This window comes from Gordoniibacillus kamchatkensis, from assembly GCF_000829455.1.
GTDB classification, from domain to species: Bacteria; Bacillota; Bacilli; order Paenibacillales; family NBRC-103111; genus Gordoniibacillus; species Gordoniibacillus kamchatkensis.
Genome location: NZ_JXAK01000050.1, coordinates 18,030 through 33,368, shown reverse-complemented (window position 1 = coordinate 33,368; position 15,339 = coordinate 18,030). Strand labels below are relative to the sequence as shown.

Sequence of the window (15,339 nt, the reverse complement as noted above, 5' to 3'; positions counted from 1 at the left end):
GCAGCCGGACTTTTTTCATACCTAACGTTTGACCTTTCTTGACCTTTGCGGCAAAATCCGCTATGATACGTATATAAGCTCTACGATTATCCCAATATAGTGACATTGAGGAGGTTATTGCAATGAGTTTCATTCCTATGGTTGTCGAGCAAGACGGACGCGGCGAACGCGCATACGATATTTACTCCCGGCTCTTGAAGGACCGCATCATTTTCCTCGGTACTCCGGTCAACGATGTGGTGGCGAACTCCATTATCGCCCAGATGCTGTTTTTGACGGCGCAAGATCCGGACAAAGACATCAGCCTGTACATCAACTCGCCGGGCGGTTCGATTACGGCGGGCATGGCGATTTACGACACGATGCAGTTCATTAAGCCTGACGTGTCCACAATCTGCGTCGGCATGGCCGCTTCGATGGGCGCCTTCCTGCTGGCTGCAGGAGCGAAGGGCAAGCGCTATGCGCTGCCGAACAGCGAAGTGATGATTCACCAGCCGCTCGGCGGGGCGGAAGGCCAAGCGAGCGACATCGAAATTCGCGCCAAGCGGATTTTGAAAATGCGCGACAACTTGAACCGCATTCTTGCCGAACGGACCGGCCAATCGATCGAACGGATCGAGAAAGATACCGACCGCGACAACTTCATGAGCGCCGCCGAAGCGCAAGCGTACGGCCTCGTCGACAAAGTGATCGAAAAACTGTAATCTCCCGTCAACACGGCAAAAAAAAGCCCGCCTTTACAATGCATGTAAGGCGGGCTTTTTGCTGCATGAACGCCTTGTTGGCTCAAATTCAACTCGGCTGCTCCTGGGCGCCTGGCGGAATGTAGAACGGCGGCACATCGATCCAGCCGCGCTTGCGCATCGACTGTTTCAATCTGGCGGCAAAAGCCAGCTTCTCCGCCTGGAACTGAATAAACATGGCGCAGACATCCGTGCGGACCGCGTCAGCGGCGTTAGCGGCCGCAGCTACGATCAAAGAGACGATCTTCAGCGATAAATCGGTGGCGATGATCTCATCCGTAAACTTAGCTCCAAAGGGAATGCGGGTCGGATCGGAGTTCGGCAGCTCTTCCGGGGCCTTCGGCAACGTAAGCCCTTCCCTCAGCATAAATTCATGCAGCCGCTTTCGCTGACTCGTTCCGAGCTTCAAATCTTCTTCAAGCAGCGTTTTTAACTCATGATCGGTCGTGGAATTTATGCCTATTTGCACGGATGTTTTGGCCAATTCAAGGCCCTTCAAGTAAGTCCAGCACCCCATAGCCTCTCCGATATGAAGAGGTTGGTCCTCGTCTTGAGTCGTTATCGATTTTATCGTATCTATCGCCGTTTCCAATACGTTCACCATCCCGGCTTCCTCCTGACCTTATAACATTCAGGTATATTGTTTGCCTGGGCGATTTCTTTATTCGCAAAAAAGCCGGCTTTCCGCAAACTGCGCGGAAGCCGGCTTTGTCCATTATTCGTCAATCTACGTTCGGCAACGGATAGAAAATGAGATCCGCCGGGAAGCCGGTGCCGGCCGGAGGCGTATACTCGATGTCGAGCGACGGCTCGTCGCCGGTTGTGCGCGCCAGCAGCTGCACCTCTTTGAACGCAGGCAGCACGCCCGACCACGGCACGAGCTGGAAGTCGCCGTTGATTTTGAACGGCCCCTTGAAGCCGCCCCCGCGGCCCATAATCATGACAACCATCTTCTTGGGATTGCTAATGTGAATGTCGTATTTGACCCCGTAGTTGCCCTCGTTCTTGATCGCCAGCGAGCGGAACACATCGACTCCGTCAACGAACGGATCGGATTTGCCGTCGCCGAGTATGAGCCGCGACGGCTTGCTCAAGGCCGCTCCGTCTATGTCCCAGCGCAGGCCCGATACGGGGAACGTGCCGCGGACGTTGCCGACGTACGATTGGCGAGGCAGCGTGAGCACGGAATCCGGCGTAATTTTGTCGGCAGCCGCGAAGGTGATGTCTACCGGCCCGTCGGTCTCGATGTCATAGAACAGGTTGACGCCCTGCCGCGGGTACATCGTGGGCAGCTGCGTATACACTACCGTTTGCTTCGGCGGCACCGTCAACGTCGTCTCCTCCGACATGTTCATAAGGAAATCGACCGACGCTTCGTTGCCGATCAGTTGCGCGTATACGGACGGGTACACCTCGCCGCGGTTCGTCGTCTTGATCACGACCGGCTTATCCGTCTTGTTCGTGGCCAGAACGGCCATGGAAAGCGGCGAATCTGTGCCGTTGATATGATCGGAGTACAAGCGCGCTTTGCCGTTTACTTCGTCTTGGTACAGAATGCCCTGCTGCTTGATTTCCTCCGGGCTGTCGCTGAGCAGCAGCTTGCGGCTCTTGTCTTCGGTAACGGTTTTCGGCACCTCCGGCAAATCGCTGAAGTGCGAGTAATACATGCTCCAGTCGGAACGGAACGTGCTGCCTACCGGTTTCATATAGAGCGGGTATTCGAACTCGCTCAAGTACACCTTGTCGCTCACTTTGACATAATTCGTGAAAGGGGCGCTTTTATGCCCTTTGCTGTCGGTGACGATGAGCGTGATCGAGTACGTCCCCGGCGTGAAGAACGCTTCCTGCTTGCCGATCCATTCGTAATTCGCGATGCCTTGGGCATCCGGAGAGTAGCTGAGATCCACGTATTTGACCGGTTCCCCGATCCGGTACTCCTTCTTGCCGAAAGTAAATTTCGCTACCGGCTTATTGCTGTAAGCGTCTATAGCAACGCCAGGCGGCGCTTTCACGTAGGTGATCTGCACGCGTTTCAGCTCATCGTTGTACGTGTACGTAGCTCCCATGTAATCGGCAACCCAGGTAAGCTTGACGAGCAGCTTGCCGTTCACGATCGCGGCATACGGCGCAAACGTCGTTTCGACACCGTTGATCGTAATTTTTTTGTTGGGAGAATCCAGCACAATGTTGTAGCCCTGCGGCTTCATTGCGATCGTATTCGTGGCCGCGTCCCACTTGACATCGAAGCCAAGCGTATCGCCGAGGAACTTCGCGGGCACATACGTGCTGCCGTCGATCACCGTAGCCGGTGCGTCGAGCTGCACCTCGTCCTTGTTTACGTACGCTTTCGATTCGTTCAAATACAGCAAGATGGTGGCCGTCGTCGCGGACACAGCCTGGGCGGACGCAGCCGCGAACAGCTGCAGCAGCAATGCGGCCGTCAGCAGCAGCGCCATTTCTTTCCTGAGCATCTTCATCTTCCGGTTCCTCTCCTGTTCACTCTCTTTTTCGACAAATTTCTTATGTACGGGAACGGGAGCGGAACAACAAAAAAACCTTCCCCGTTCTCACGCCTAAATAGACGTTAGCTGCCGGAAAAGGTTGCGCGGCTTTCTCGCTATTTTGCCATATTCGGAAAAGTTCGACAGTTCGGCCGAACGACCCGGGGGCAAGCGTTACTGGTTCTCCAGTTCCTCTTTGCTGACCAGATTGACTAAAGCGGTTACAGCCTGCTCTGCGTCCGAGCCTTCGGCACTGATGTAAACCTCCGTACCCGAACTGATCGCCAAGCTCATAATGCCCATGATGCTTTTCGCGTTCACTTTCTTCTCGTCCTTCTCGACGAAAATTTCCGAAGAAAATTTATTCGCCTCTTGCACGAATAGCGCAGCCGGTCTGGCATGAAGTCCGGTTTTTAATTTCACGACTACAGGTCGTCTCGCCATCGAACCAATTCCCCCTACTTCATTAGCTTCGTATATTATAGCATTTTTCAGGAAATCGCACTAGGGTGTTAACCCGGATTAGTTCAGCCGAGCGAAAAGCACTACGTCTCACGGCCGGGTTAACACCGGGGTGTCAAGCGGGATTCATTCAGCTGAGCAAGATGCGCGACGTTGCAACGCCGGCCTACCACCCGTCACCCTTGGTTGCGAATTTTCTCCGCCAGCTCGTCGATCTTGCGCAAGCGGTGGTTGACGCCGGATTTGCTTACTTTGCCTCCCAGCATGTCGCCGACTTCCTTCAGATTCATGTCCGGGTACTGCAGCCGAATCTCCGCCACCTCCCGCAGCTTCTCCGGCAAGTTCTCAAGCCCGATCTCCTTTTGCAGCAGCCGGATGTTGTCGATTTGCCGCACCGCCGCCCCGATCGTCTTGTTCAGGTTCGCCGTCTCGCAATTGACGATCCGGTTGACGGAGTTGCGCATATCCTTCATAATGCGGACGTCCTCAAACCGCAGCAGCGCTTGGTGAGCGCCGATCAGGTTCAAAAACTGGATGATCTTCTCGCCTTCCTTGATGTACAGCACGTAGCCTTTTTTGCGTTCGATGCAGCGCGCGTTGAGATTGAACTTGCCCGCCAGCCGGCAAAGCGCGTTGCAGTGCTCCTCGTAGGCCGACGCAATCTCCAGGTGATACGACGAGCCTTCCGGATTGTTGACCGAACCCCCGGCGAGGAACGCTCCCCGCAGATAAGATCGTTTGCAGCAGTTATTTCTTATAATACCTTTTTCGATGCCCGGTGTAAAATGGAAGCCTTCCGTGACGATGCAAAGGTCCTTCAGCAGCTCCTGCACGCCGCTCGGAACGCGGACGATGTACACGTTGTTCTTTTTCAGGCGCATCTTTTTGCGGACAAGCACTTCGGCGTGCAGCTTGTACCTCTTCTTCAGCAAGGTGTAGATTCGTCTGGCTATAGCGGCGTTCTCCGTTGAAATATCGAGCACGACGCGCTGGCTGGACAGCTGCACGGAGCCGTTCATGCGGATCAGAGCGGACAGCTCCGCTTTCTCGCAGCATTCGTCCAGTTCCACCATCGTCAGCTCTTTTTTCGTCTGGGCCGCAAAAGACATTCGAATCACCTCACTTCTTCCGTTCCATCCATGTTTCCACCAGTTGGTAAATGTGCTCGCTCAGCCGCTCCGCGTCATGCCGCAAATACGTGCGGAACAGAACGAGCTGATCGGCGACGATCTGGTAGCCTTTGCGCCTTACTTCTTCCAGATCCAGATGCACGGCCTTGGCGCCCTTTTCGGCGTATTGGGCTTGTACTTGCGGCGGAATTTCGCCGTTGTTCACAATGACGTAATCGAACAGATGATGCCCGACATGATCGTGGATCGCCTGCAGATGGTCGCTGACCGAATAGTCGTCCGTCTCCCCAGGCTGTGTCATTACGTTGCATATAAAAATCTTTACCGCGTCCGATTCCATAATCTCCGCGGCAATGCCGGGCACGAGCAAATTCGGGAGAATGCTGGTGTACAAGCTCCCCGGCCCGACCAAAATAGCGTCCGCCTCGCGGATGGCTTCGATCGCTTCGTCCAGCGGCTTGATATCGTGCGGCTCGATGAAGACGCGCTTGATTTTGCCGCCGGCCTTCGGAATTTTCGATTCGCCTACCACCATCGTCCCGTCGCTCATTTCAGCCCTCAGTACGATGCCGTGGCTAGACGCCGGAAGCACCCGGCCGCGCACGGCGAACACCCGGCTCATCTCCCGCACCGCGGTGACGAAATCGCCGGTAATGTCGTGCATGGCGGCAAGAATTAGATTTCCCAGACTGTGGCCGGCTAGTCCTGTACCCGTTGAAAACCGGTATTGCAGCACGCGCGTGAGCAGCGGCTCTACGTCGGCCAGCGCCGTCAGTACGCTGCGGATGTCGCCCGGCGGCGGCATTTGCAGCTCGGAGCGCAAAATGCCGGAGCTCCCGCCGTCGTCGGCGACCGTAACGATCGCCGTAATGTCGATCGGCTTCTCCTTCAATCCGCGCAGCATGACAGACAGCCCCGTACCGCCGCCGATGACGACGATGCGCGGCAACGCCGGTTCGCCGACTTTGCGAGTTCGAGTCAATTGAGTATCACCTTTCTTCGCCGGCGCCGGCGGTTAGTGGCGGTCTCTGTCGGAGTCGCGATGCGTCACCCGCACTTGACCGTTCTCGTCGTTCGCAAACAGCTTGCCGAGGTATTCGGCGATCGCTACCGAGCGGTGCTTGCCACCGGTGCAGCCGATGCCGACAACGACTTGGCTTTTGCCTTCTTTCTTGTATTGCGGAATAAGAAAATTCATCATGTCGCTCAGCTTGGCGAGAAATTCCTGCGTTTCCGACCATTTCATCACGTACTCGTAAACGTCCGGATTTTGCCCGGTTTGCGGCCGCAGCGACTCGACGTAATGGGGATTCGGCAAAAAGCGCACGTCGAATATGAGGTCCGCATCGATCGGCACGCCGTACTTGAACCCGAACGATACGAAGTTCAGGCTGATGCCGCTCTGCCCCATATTGGTAAAGCGGGACACGATCTTCTCCTTCAGCTGCCCCGGCTTGAGCGAGCTGGTGTCGATCACCTGCGTCGCCTCGCCCTTCAGCTCCTCGAGCAGCTTCCGCTCAAGCGCGATTCCTTCCAGGGGCAGCCCTTCCGGCGCGAGAGGATGGCGGCGGCGGCTCTCCTTGTAACGCTGCACGAGCGTGCTGTCGGTCGCATCGAGGAACAATATTTCGTACGTGATGGTGAAATGGTCCCGCATATACTTCAGCGTCTCTTGCAGCGAAGTAAAAAACTCGCGGCCGCGCAAATCGATCACAAGCGCCACTTTGCCGATTTTCCCTTGCGATTGCTCGATCAATTCGGCGAATTTCGGAATGAGCACCGGAGGCAAATTATCCACGCAGAAAAACCCGAGATCTTCCAGACTCTGCACCGCAATCGTTTTGCCTGCTCCCGACATGCCGGTAATGATGACCAGTTTCGCCGGAGCCCGAGTTTCGTCCATGGATGCTCATCCTCCTTCCACGCTGATGATGATTGGGATGCCTGTGCTACGAGCGCAAATTCAGTCCGGCCGCGCCGACGACGCCGGCATTGTTGCCGAGCGTGGCCGGCACGATATCGACGCCCTCCTGGGCGACCTCCGGCGCAAATTTGCGGAACGTTTCGCGAATCGGCTCGAACAAAATGTCGCCAGCCTTCGATACGCCGCCGCCGACGACAAAACGCTTCGGATTGACGACGACGGCAACAAGCGCCATCGACCGTCCCAAATAGTAAGCGGCGCGGCCTACGATGCGCAGCGCCACCTCGTCGCCGGCCTTCGCCGCGTCGAAGACGTCCTTCGCTTCGATCCGCTCAAGAACACCCAGCGACGTCGTCTCGCCGCGCTCTACCGCTTCTTTCGCCATGCGCACGATGCCCGTCGCCGAAGATACCGTCTCCAGGCAGCCTATTTGGCCGCAGCCGCATTTGATCGCCTCGATGTCCGGCACGATCGCCATATGGCCGAGTTCGCCGGCCATGCCGGTTGCCCCTTGATGAATTTTGCCGTTAATAATAATGCCTCCGCCGACTCCGGTTCCAAGCGTATACGCGACGATATGCGAAATGCCGCGTCCCGCGCCGCCCCAAGCTTCGCCGAGCGCTGCGACGTTGGCGTCGTTGTCGATTCGGACCGTCTTGCCCAGCTTCGCCTCCAGCGTTCTCTTCACCGGAACGTTGCGGAAGCCGGGGAAGTTCGGCGACAGCTTGACGAATCCTTCCGGAATGTCCATAAAGCCTGCAATTCCGATCCCGATCCCTGCCACCTGTTCCCACTCGTATGAGGATTGCTCGACAATTTTCTTCACATATTCGGCGATGCGGTCCAGCACCGTGTCCGGCCCTTGGTCGGCGTCCGTCGGACCCTCGTATGTCTGAATCAGATTGCCTTCTTCGTCGCACAAGCCTACTTTTATGCTGGTGCCGCCGATATCGACGCCTACATAAATATGGTTCATTGCAAACTTCACCTCAACATAAGATTGGCCCACAGGGATATTCTCCTTTTCCCACTATAAGCGAACCACCAAGGCAGGTCAAGGCGACGAAGCGTTTTCCCAAACGCTTCCGATCGAGCTTGGCCAATTTCAAATATTCGTTGACAGGAATATTCCTGAAATGGTATATTTGGATTGTGAAAACGGATTGGCAAGCGAAACGAGGTGACGATATGACCGGGGCTGTTTGCAAAGCGCAAGCCGCCCCCTGTGCAAACATTCGATTTAAAGGGACTTGAGAATGATGGATACTACGACTTTTAGCGCGCTGGCCGAACCGAACCGCATGCGCATAGTAGAGCTTCTGCTCGACGGCCCCTTGACCGTAGGGGATATCGCCGACAAGCTGGGGCTCCGGCAGCCTCAAGCCTCGAAGCATCTGCGCGTCCTGCTGGAGGCGGGATTAGTCGAGGTACAGGCGGTTGCCAACCGCCGCAATTACAAGCTCCGGCTGGAGCCGTTCCAAGAGCTGGACGCTTGGCTGGAAACGTACCGCGAAGTGTGGGACGAACGATTCGACGCACTGGCGGGCTACTTGCAGAAGCTGCGAATCAAACAAAACGAGCAAAACTAATTTCCAGGAGGAATTGTCAATGTCGAACAAAATGATGAAGAAGGTAGAAGGTCAGGAACTTATTCTGGAGCGCGTTTTCGATGCGCCGCGCGAGCTCGTATTCAAAGCGTTCTCGGAGGCTGAGCACCTGAAGCGTTGGTGGCCCCCGCGGCTGGACGCTGCCGGTATGCAACATCGATTTTCGTCCGGGCGGCGTTTGGCATTACTGAATGAAGTGCGAAGATAAGAACCAAGGGGATTTTTACGGAATGGAATCTTGGGGCAAAGCGGTTTTCCAGGAAATCGCGCCTGTGGAGAAGATCGTCTACGTCGACTACTTCTCGGATGCCGAGGGCAATGAAGCGGAGGGGATGCCTTCGACTGAGGTTACGCTCACTTTTGTCGAACACGAAGGCAAGACGAAGCTTGTCAATCGGGCTCGTTACGCTTCTGCCGAAGCGCTCAAAACCGTCCTGGATATGGGGATGGAACAAGGCATCACGGAAACTTGGGATCGTCTCGCCGAGCATCTGCAAGCCATTCAATAATCGCTTCAGGCAAAATGAACAGGGCGCTCTTATGGGCGCCCTGTTCATTTTTAACTATTATTTGCTCAGCGTTTGGCTCCAGTCGTGGACCGGGTTGCCCTCGAGGAACTTCTCGCAGTCGAGCGCCGCCATACAGCCGCTTCCTGCCGCCGTAATCGCCTGCCGGTAGTGCTTGTCTTGGACGTCGCCGCAAGCGAATACGCCCGGGATGTTCGTTTCCGTCGTGCCCGGCTTCACTTGAATGTAGCCGACTTCGTCGGTCGTAATTTGGCCGCCGAGGAACTCGGTGTTCGGCTTATGGCCGATTGCGATGAACAAGCCGTCGGTTTCGAACACGTGCTCTTCGCCGGTTTCGTTGTTTTTGGTCTTCAGGCCTGCCACGGCGCCTTGATCGTTCAGCACGACCTCGAGCGGCGTTTCGTTCAGGCTCCAGACGATTTTCGGGTTTTGGCGGGCGCGGTCCTGCATGATTTTGGAGGCGCGCAATTCATGGCGGCGATGCACGAGACGCACTTCCGAGCCGAAGCGGGTCAGGAAGTTCGCTTCCTCCATCGCGGAGTCGCCGCCGCCGACGACGATGATTTTTTTGCCGCGGAAGAAGAAGCCGTCGCACGTTGCGCACGCGCTTACGCCGCGGCCGATCGCTTCGCGCTCGTTCGGGATGCCGAGATATTTCGCAGAGGCGCCGGTGGAGATGATGAGCGACTCCGTTTCGATTTCGCCGAGCCCTTCAACTTTCAACTTGAACGGGCGCTTCGACAAGTCGACGCTGTTCACCCAGCCCGTTTTGAACTCGGCGCCGAAACGCTCCGCCTGCTTGCGCATGTTGTCCATCAGCTCGGGACCCATGATGCCTTCCGGGAAGCCCGGGAAGTTCTCGACGTCCGTCGTCGTCGTCAGCTGGCCGCCCGGCTCGGGGCCTTCGATCACCAGCGGATTCAGATTGGCGCGGGCAAGATAAATGGCCGCTGTCAGCCCCGAAGGGCCCGTGCCGACTACTACCGTTTTGTACATATAAATCTCTCCTCTCTCTACCTGACCATGATTATGGTAATTTGGGGAAAATCGCATCCATCTTCTCTTTCAAGCCGCACGCCTCGTCGATCCATTTGGCGTTTTTGCTCACTGTCGTGACGCCGACGTTGTAGCGGGCCGCGACTTCGTGGTACGAAATGGCGCGGCGGTGCATTTTGGCGATGAGGTATTCCAGCGCCGCGGCCCAGCCCTCGATCTTGGTGATCTTCGGCACGTTCGGGTAGACGCGGGTCAAGTATTCGACCCACAGCGTCTCCAGATCGTGCTGCTGGACCATGTCGTACCGCTTGTTCATCGTGTGAAGCGCCGTGTCCATCACGGACTGCCATTTGGCTTCCCAGCGCGGCAGCTTCGGCGAATACGGCGATGCCTCCAGCGTCAGCCTCTGGCCTTCCAGCACCGCGGGCAGCGGCTCCCGGGTCCCTATGTAGCGCAGGACGAAGACGGCGACCTTCTTCAAGTAATCGTCTTCCGCCGGGTCGAGAATGAACTCGCGCAGCGCGTCTTTCACTTCGCCGTCGCCGATCAGGCCGAACGCCTGGATGACCTGCAGCTTCGTATCGGTATCGCCGTGGCGCAGCGCCCAGAAGAACGACGAGCGGACGAGCGGATCTTTTTTCAGATGATCCGGTATGCCTTGGTTCGTCTTCTCGAGTACGCGGAACTGCTCCTCGAACGGAAGATGGTAATGGTAGCTCAGCGGCTGGGCCGATTGTCCGCTGCGCAGCAGCTCGAGCTGGCCGACGTAGAACTGCGGGATGTCCGACCCCGGGTCGAGCTTCTCCGCCTGCCGCCACAGCCTCTCGGCTTCCGCGTAGCGGCCGATGTTCGCCGCCGCTACCGCGGCGTAATGGTACAGGGACGGTTCGCCCCCGGCCTCGCCCGTCTTGAGCAGCCGCTTGAACAAACGATACGCCTTGGCATGCTCGCCCAGAATGCCCATCGTCGTCGCCAGCTTGAAGACGTGATCCGCATGGTACGGGTATGTCTTGCGAAGCGTGTCGAGCAGCTCTTGCAGCTGCTGCTTGTTGCCGAAATGCTGGTGGAATATAGCCAGATTGCACAGCGCATGCAAGTTGCCCGGGTCGCGTTCGAGCACTTCGCGGATCGTAGCCGTCGATTTGTCGAACTGACCCATATAGTAATAGGCGAGTGCCAAATTGTTGCGGGCCGCCGTGAAATCGGGATGCTGCTTGAGCAGTTTCTCGAGCAGCCGCACCGCTTCGGCGAATTTGCCTTCCTCCAGCAGCGAGCGGGCCTTATCGTGTTCGTACAACCCTTCCCGCGCCTTAATCGAAGTAAGCTTCAGCGGCCTGCCGAGCTCGAGCGACAGAAACTCCATCATTTCTTCGGATTCGCTCAGGTACTGGCCGCCTTCGTCGTTCTCCAAATAACGGACGAGCGCTTCCTCGGCCTGCTCGTAGTTTTCCATGTTGGCGAAATTATTAGCCATATAGAAATGGCATTCCGTCATCGCCGGATCGATGTTGTCGAGCACGTGCCGCAAGAGCCGGTTCGACTCTTCGTAATCGCCCATTTCCGACAGGACGCCGGCCAAATTGCAATGGTTCACCGGGTTCCCGGGCTCGTATTCGACGGCGCGCCGGAAATACTTGACCGCTCTGTCGTAACGGAACCGACCCAAAGACTCCACGGCCCGGTCGAAGAAGAACGCCGCATCCATCCGAACGTCGATGACGTTGCGGCTGCCGTTCTTCGCTGCGGATACGCGCTTTTTCCTCTCCATGTCGCCCGGCACCTCCGTGTAAATTAGAATCATTCTAGAATACTATAATCAAGATTATAGCACAGATCAAGTGAATGCAAAATACGCCCCTGCCGGAGCAAACGGTTTAGTAGAAAAACTCCTGCTGCCCGAGAATGGCGGAGCGGAGGATGGGGATGCGCGCCGGTGAGCCACAAGTTTTGCGCAGCAAAACTCGCTTCGTAAGCATCAGCCTTTGAACTCGTGTTCCAAAATTATTTCCTCATTCATGGAAACTCGAGTGCGGGTGCGCAGTCCTACTTTCTCGGCCAGTCGGCAGCAAACAAAAAAGCGGGGTGTCACACCCCGCCGTACTTAAATAGCGAACTGATTGAACCGCCTTCTACGATGATGCGGATGGCGTTGGATAAGAGCGGCGCTACCGTCAAGATTTTGAACTTGTCCGGGTTGCCTCCTTCCACCGCGATCGAGTCGGTGATGACCACTTCTTTAATATTCGGATGGTCGAGACGCTGGACCGCCGGGCCGGAAAATACCGGGTGGGTGGCGCAAATATAGGCGTCCTCCGCACCGCGTTCCTTCAGCCCTTCGACAACGTTGACGATCGTCGAGCCCGTATCGATCAAATCCTCGATAATGATCGGCGTATACCCTTCGACTTCGCCGATCAGGTGGGTGATGACCGATTCGTTATGGGCCGGCCGCTTCTTGATCATAATGGCGAACGGTGCGTCGAGGACGCTGGCCATTTTCTCCGCGGTGGAAGCCCGACCCGCATCCGGCGAGACGATGACCGGGTTGCGGATGTTTTTGCGGCGGACGTAATCGCTGATAAGATCGAGCGCGGTCAGATGATCGACCGGAATGTCGAAAAATCCTTGAATCGCCGGAGCGTGCAGATCGATCGTCACGATCCGGTTGCAGCCCGCGGCATGCAGCAAGTCGGCCACCAGTTTCGCCGAGATCGGCTCGCGCGGCGCCGCCTTCCGCTCTTGGCGGGAATAGCCGTAGTACGGAATGACAATATTGATCGTTCTTGCCGACGCGCGCTTGGCGGCATCCATCATGACCAGCAGTTCGACAAGATGCTCGTTGATCGGATGCGAGAAGGTTTGTACCAGGAAGACGTCGCAGTTGCGGACGCTCTCTTCGTAAAGACAATAAATTTCGCCGCTCTTGAAGCGCGAAAGCTTAATTTCCCCTAAAGGCTGGCCCAGCTCGGCGGCGATTCGCTCCGCCAATTTCGGGTTCGAGGAGCCCGAGAAGATCTTCAGTTTATCCATGATACCCTCCGCATTCAAATCATGGCGGGATCGGCGCTAGCGCGGACCCGAGCCTGTCACACACTTCCCATTATACATGAAAGATGTCGAATTTAGAAAGCCGTCATAAAGCGTTTTCGCCCGGAAAATGTGGCTAATTCGGTAACACCGATTTCCTTCAATAGCGCCGCCGCCCGGTCAAGATTTTCGCTCAGCCGCTCCGGCTGGTGCGCATCCGAGCCGATCGTGATCGGGATGCCGATGCGGTGCGCGTATTCGAGCATGCGGTGGCTCGGGAACATTTCCTCGCACGGCTTGCTCAGCCCCGATGCATTGAGCTCGATCGCCAGGTCGCAGGAACGTACTACGTCGAGCGTTTCCCGCTCCAGCTCGGCAATCTCCTCCTCCGGCTTGTGGCCGAATCGTTTAATGACGTCGATATGGCCGATGTAGTCGTAAAAACCGGTGCGCGCCGCTTTCTGCACGGCATCGTAGTATTGCCGGAATACGTCGATAACGCGTTTGCCTTCCCAGCCGGCGAGCTGGCGCGAATCGGAAATGTCCCACTCCCCGAGAAAATGGACCGAGCCGATCACGTAATCGAACGGGTACTTCGTTATGATGTCCTCGATTTGGCGTTCGTAGCCTTCGATGTAGTCGCCTTCGAGCCCGACGCGGATATCGATCTCGCTTTTATATTTCTCCTTCAGCCGCAGGCACTCTTCGACATAGCGCGGCAGCTCCTCCATCGGCATGGCCATGCCTGGGTAATACGTCGCCGGGTCCACATGAAGAAGCGGCATATGATCGGACAGCCCCAGCTGGGTCAGCCCGATCTCGATGCCGCGTAGTACGTATTCCTCCAGCGTGCCGGAGGCGTGGCCGCAGCGGACGTGATGCGTGTGGTAATCGATCAGCATCAGCGTATCTCACTCCTGCGGGAATATTTGACGTCCGAGCCTTTCACGTGGCGGTTTTCCAGCTCGCGCAGCACCGCGTCAAGCGGCAGCTTGCGCTCGCGAAGCAGCACCAGCAAATGGAAAAGCACGTCGCTCGCTTCGCAGCGTAGCTCGTCGTTGTCGTTGTTTTTGGCCGCGATGACGACTTCCGCTGCCTCTTCGGCGAACTTCTTCAATATTTTGTCGAGCCCTTTCTCGAACAAATACGTCGTGTACGAGCCTTCCGGGCGCTCGGCGTCGCGGGAGGCGATGAGCGACTCGAGCTCGGACACGATGGCGAAGCGGCGGGCTGCGGCATGCTCGGAGCCGGTGTCCGGAGCGGCGGATGCGGCTTCGGCGCCGTTTTGCAGCGGGATGTCGTTGTAGAAGCAGCTGTATTTGCCGGTGTGGCAGGCCGGCCCTTTCTGTTCCACGAGCACAAGCAGCGTGTCGGCGTCGCAATCGTACTTCAGCGAGACGACGGCTTGCGTGTGGCCGGACGTCGCGCCCTTATGCCACAGCTCCTGCCGCGAGCGGCTCCAGAACCACGTTTCGCCTGTCTTGACCGTGCGTTCGAGCGACTCGGCATTCATGTACGCGAGCATCAGCACTTCCTTGCTCGCCACGTCCTGAACGATCGCCGGGACGAGTCCATGCGCGTCGTATTTGATTTCGGCGGGGATAGTTGTCACCGGACTTCGACTCCTTTGCGGCGGAGGTCGTCCTTGACCTCATGGATGGAAATTTCTTTATAGTGAAAAATGGTTGCGGCAAGTCCTGCGTCCGCGCGCCCCTCGGTAAACACGTCGTAAAAATGCTCGGCGCGTCCGGCTCCGCCAGAGGCGATTACCGGGATCGAAACGAGCTCGGACACCGCTTTCGTAAGCGGCAGGTCGAAACCGTCCTTCGTGCCGTCGGCGTCCATGCTGGTAAGCAAAATTTCGCCGGCGCCGAGCTGCTCGACGCGTTTCGCCCATTCGAGCGCCTTGATGCCGGTCGGATTGCGGCCGCCGTGCGTGACGACTTCCCATTCGCCCCATTCCGGGTTCATACGGGCATCGATCGCCACGACGATGCACTGCGAGCCGAAACGGCGCGCGCCGTCGGAGATGAGCTGCGGACTCAGCACGGCAGCCGTGTTGATGCCGGTTTTATCGGCGCCTGCGCGTAGCAGCCGCTTCATGTCGTCGACGCTGGATATGCCGCCGCCGACGGTGAAAGGGATCGTGATTTCGCCCGCCGTTTGGCGGACAACCTCGACCATCGTCGCCCGGCCTTCGACCGACGCCGAGATGTCGAGGAACACAAGCTCGTCGGCGCCTTCGCGGTCGTAAAGCGCCGCCAGCTCGACCGGATCGCCCGCGTCGCGCAAATTGACGAAGTTGACGCCTTTGACAACGCGGCCGTCCTTGACGTCAAGGCAAGGAATGATGCGTTTGGCCAGCATGCGGGAAGGCCTCCTTTTGCTGTTGGATGGTGGTGCTGCGGCGGTGTGCCGCTTT

The 15,339-nt window shown here is 57.2% G+C and carries 17 protein-coding genes; 4 read left to right on the top strand and 13 right to left on the bottom strand.

Going from position 1 to position 15,339, the window contains the following annotated elements:
- Positions 1–122 precede the first annotated feature (122 nt).
- On the top strand, positions 123–704 hold the full coding sequence (clpP, locus tag SD70_RS23955) for an ATP-dependent Clp endopeptidase proteolytic subunit ClpP (RefSeq protein WP_041050388.1): 582 nt from the start codon (positions 123–125) through the stop codon (positions 702–704).
- An 88-nt stretch (positions 705–792) separates the two neighbouring features.
- On the opposite strand, the gene SD70_RS23950 is transcribed toward clpP, so the two are convergent.
- The 7 genes from SD70_RS23950 to SD70_RS23920 all read right to left on the bottom strand — a co-directional run bounded on the left by SD70_RS23950 (position 793) and on the right by SD70_RS23920 (position 7,736).
- Positions 793–1,347, bottom strand: coding sequence for a DUF3231 family protein (locus SD70_RS23950; RefSeq protein ID WP_041050386.1), 555 nt, complete (start codon positions 1,345–1,347; stop codon positions 793–795).
- Positions 1,348–1,465: 118 nt separating this feature from the next.
- Positions 1,466–3,220 (bottom strand): copper amine oxidase N-terminal domain-containing protein, encoded by a 1,755-nt coding sequence (locus tag SD70_RS23945; protein WP_041050383.1) that lies wholly within the window; start codon positions 3,218–3,220, stop codon positions 1,466–1,468.
- A 198-nt stretch (positions 3,221–3,418) separates the two neighbouring features.
- Positions 3,419–3,688, bottom strand: coding sequence for an HPr family phosphocarrier protein (locus SD70_RS23940; protein ID WP_041050381.1), 270 nt, complete (start codon positions 3,686–3,688; stop codon positions 3,419–3,421).
- A 194-nt stretch (positions 3,689–3,882) separates the two neighbouring features.
- Positions 3,883–4,815: a DNA-binding protein WhiA gene (whiA, locus tag SD70_RS23935; protein WP_041050426.1), complete on the bottom strand. Its 933-nt coding sequence runs from the start codon at positions 4,813–4,815 to the stop codon at positions 3,883–3,885.
- 10 nt (positions 4,816–4,825) lie between these two features.
- Entirely contained in the window at positions 4,826–5,818 is a 993-nt protein-coding gene (locus SD70_RS23930; RefSeq protein WP_041050379.1) for a gluconeogenesis factor YvcK family protein, read from the bottom strand.
- A 33-nt stretch (positions 5,819–5,851) separates the two neighbouring features.
- Complete coding sequence (gene rapZ, locus SD70_RS23925; protein WP_041050377.1) at positions 5,852–6,739, bottom strand: RNase adapter RapZ; 888 nt, start codon at positions 6,737–6,739, stop codon at positions 5,852–5,854.
- Positions 6,740–6,785: 46 nt separating this feature from the next.
- Positions 6,786–7,736 carry an ROK family glucokinase gene (locus tag SD70_RS23920; RefSeq protein WP_041050423.1) on the bottom strand — a complete coding sequence of 317 codons (951 nt, stop codon included), beginning with the start codon at positions 7,734–7,736 and terminating at the stop codon, positions 6,786–6,788.
- Positions 7,737–8,019: 283 nt separating this feature from the next.
- On the opposite strand from SD70_RS23920, the gene SD70_RS23915 reads away from it, so the two are divergent.
- Genes SD70_RS23915 through SD70_RS39420 form a run of 3 tightly spaced genes read left to right on the top strand, consistent with a single transcriptional unit; the run spans position 8,020 to position 8,876 of the window.
- Entirely contained in the window at positions 8,020–8,349 is a 330-nt protein-coding gene (locus SD70_RS23915; protein WP_041050421.1) for an ArsR/SmtB family transcription factor, read from the top strand.
- Positions 8,350–8,368: 19 nt separating this feature from the next.
- Positions 8,369–8,575 carry an SRPBCC domain-containing protein gene (locus tag SD70_RS39425; protein ID WP_269432522.1) on the top strand — a complete coding sequence of 69 codons (207 nt, stop codon included), beginning with the start codon at positions 8,369–8,371 and terminating at the stop codon, positions 8,573–8,575.
- 22 nt (positions 8,576–8,597) lie between these two features.
- Positions 8,598–8,876 carry an SRPBCC domain-containing protein gene (locus tag SD70_RS39420; protein ID WP_269432521.1) on the top strand — a complete coding sequence of 93 codons (279 nt, stop codon included), beginning with the start codon at positions 8,598–8,600 and terminating at the stop codon, positions 8,874–8,876.
- Between the two features lie 57 nt (positions 8,877–8,933).
- On the opposite strand, the gene trxB is transcribed toward SD70_RS39420, so the two are convergent.
- From trxB to hisF, 6 genes are all read right to left on the bottom strand, one after another.
- Positions 8,934–9,890 carry a thioredoxin-disulfide reductase gene (gene trxB / locus SD70_RS23905; protein WP_041050375.1) on the bottom strand — a complete coding sequence of 319 codons (957 nt, stop codon included), beginning with the start codon at positions 9,888–9,890 and terminating at the stop codon, positions 8,934–8,936.
- Positions 9,891–9,921: 31 nt separating this feature from the next.
- A complete protein-coding gene (locus SD70_RS23900) occupies positions 9,922–11,658 on the bottom strand; it encodes a tetratricopeptide repeat protein (RefSeq protein WP_041050373.1) in 1,737 nt (578 codons plus the stop codon).
- A gap of 317 nt (positions 11,659–11,975) precedes the next feature.
- Complete coding sequence (locus tag SD70_RS23895; RefSeq protein ID WP_041050371.1) at positions 11,976–12,920, bottom strand: ribose-phosphate diphosphokinase; 945 nt, start codon at positions 12,918–12,920, stop codon at positions 11,976–11,978.
- A gap of 92 nt (positions 12,921–13,012) precedes the next feature.
- Entirely contained in the window at positions 13,013–13,819 is an 807-nt protein-coding gene (gene hisJ / locus SD70_RS23890) for a histidinol-phosphatase HisJ (RefSeq protein WP_041050370.1), read from the bottom strand.
- Positions 13,819–14,520: a bifunctional phosphoribosyl-AMP cyclohydrolase/phosphoribosyl-ATP diphosphatase HisIE gene (hisIE, locus tag SD70_RS23885; RefSeq protein ID WP_052487822.1), complete on the bottom strand. Its 702-nt coding sequence runs from the start codon at positions 14,518–14,520 to the stop codon at positions 13,819–13,821. Before hisIE ends, hisJ begins: the two co-directional genes overlap by 1 nt.
- Positions 14,521–14,525: 5 nt before the next feature.
- Positions 14,526–15,284, bottom strand: a complete 759-nt coding sequence (hisF, locus tag SD70_RS23880; protein ID WP_041050366.1) for an imidazole glycerol phosphate synthase subunit HisF — start codon at positions 15,282–15,284, stop codon at positions 14,526–14,528.
- Positions 15,285–15,339 lie beyond the last annotated feature (55 nt).

What these genes read in the sequence shown, in the direction of transcription:
- SD70_RS23950 (WP_041050386.1), bottom strand. Translation starts at nt 1,347, where the DNA reads ATGGTGAACGTATTGGAAACGGCGATAGATACGATAAAATCGATAACG.
- SD70_RS39425 (WP_269432522.1), top strand. Translation starts at nt 8,369, where the DNA reads ATGTCGAACAAAATGATGAAGAAGGTAGAAGGTCAGGAACTTATTCTG.
- hisF (WP_041050366.1), bottom strand. Translation starts at nt 15,284, where the DNA reads ATGCTGGCCAAACGCATCATTCCTTGCCTTGACGTCAAGGACGGCCGC.
- hisJ (WP_041050370.1), bottom strand. Translation starts at nt 13,819, where the DNA reads ATGCTGATCGATTACCACACGCATCACGTCCGCTGCGGCCACGCCTCC.
- SD70_RS23900 (WP_041050373.1), bottom strand. Translation starts at nt 11,658, where the DNA reads ATGGAGAGGAAAAAGCGCGTATCCGCAGCGAAGAACGGCAGCCGCAAC.
- SD70_RS23895 (WP_041050371.1), bottom strand. Translation starts at nt 12,920, where the DNA reads ATGGATAAACTGAAGATCTTCTCGGGCTCCTCGAACCCGAAATTGGCG.
- whiA (WP_041050426.1), bottom strand. Translation starts at nt 4,815, where the DNA reads ATGTCTTTTGCGGCCCAGACGAAAAAAGAGCTGACGATGGTGGAACTG.
- SD70_RS39420 (WP_269432521.1), top strand. Translation starts at nt 8,598, where the DNA reads ATGGAATCTTGGGGCAAAGCGGTTTTCCAGGAAATCGCGCCTGTGGAG.
- trxB (WP_041050375.1), bottom strand. Translation starts at nt 9,890, where the DNA reads ATGTACAAAACGGTAGTAGTCGGCACGGGCCCTTCGGGGCTGACAGCG.
- clpP (WP_041050388.1), top strand. Translation starts at nt 123, where the DNA reads ATGAGTTTCATTCCTATGGTTGTCGAGCAAGACGGACGCGGCGAACGC.
- SD70_RS23915 (WP_041050421.1), top strand. Translation starts at nt 8,020, where the DNA reads ATGGATACTACGACTTTTAGCGCGCTGGCCGAACCGAACCGCATGCGC.
- SD70_RS23945 (WP_041050383.1), bottom strand. Translation starts at nt 3,220, where the DNA reads ATGAAGATGCTCAGGAAAGAAATGGCGCTGCTGCTGACGGCCGCATTG.
- rapZ (WP_041050377.1), bottom strand. Translation starts at nt 6,739, where the DNA reads ATGGACGAAACTCGGGCTCCGGCGAAACTGGTCATCATTACCGGCATG.
- SD70_RS23940 (WP_041050381.1), bottom strand. Translation starts at nt 3,688, where the DNA reads ATGGCGAGACGACCTGTAGTCGTGAAATTAAAAACCGGACTTCATGCC.
- SD70_RS23920 (WP_041050423.1), bottom strand. Translation starts at nt 7,736, where the DNA reads ATGAACCATATTTATGTAGGCGTCGATATCGGCGGCACCAGCATAAAA.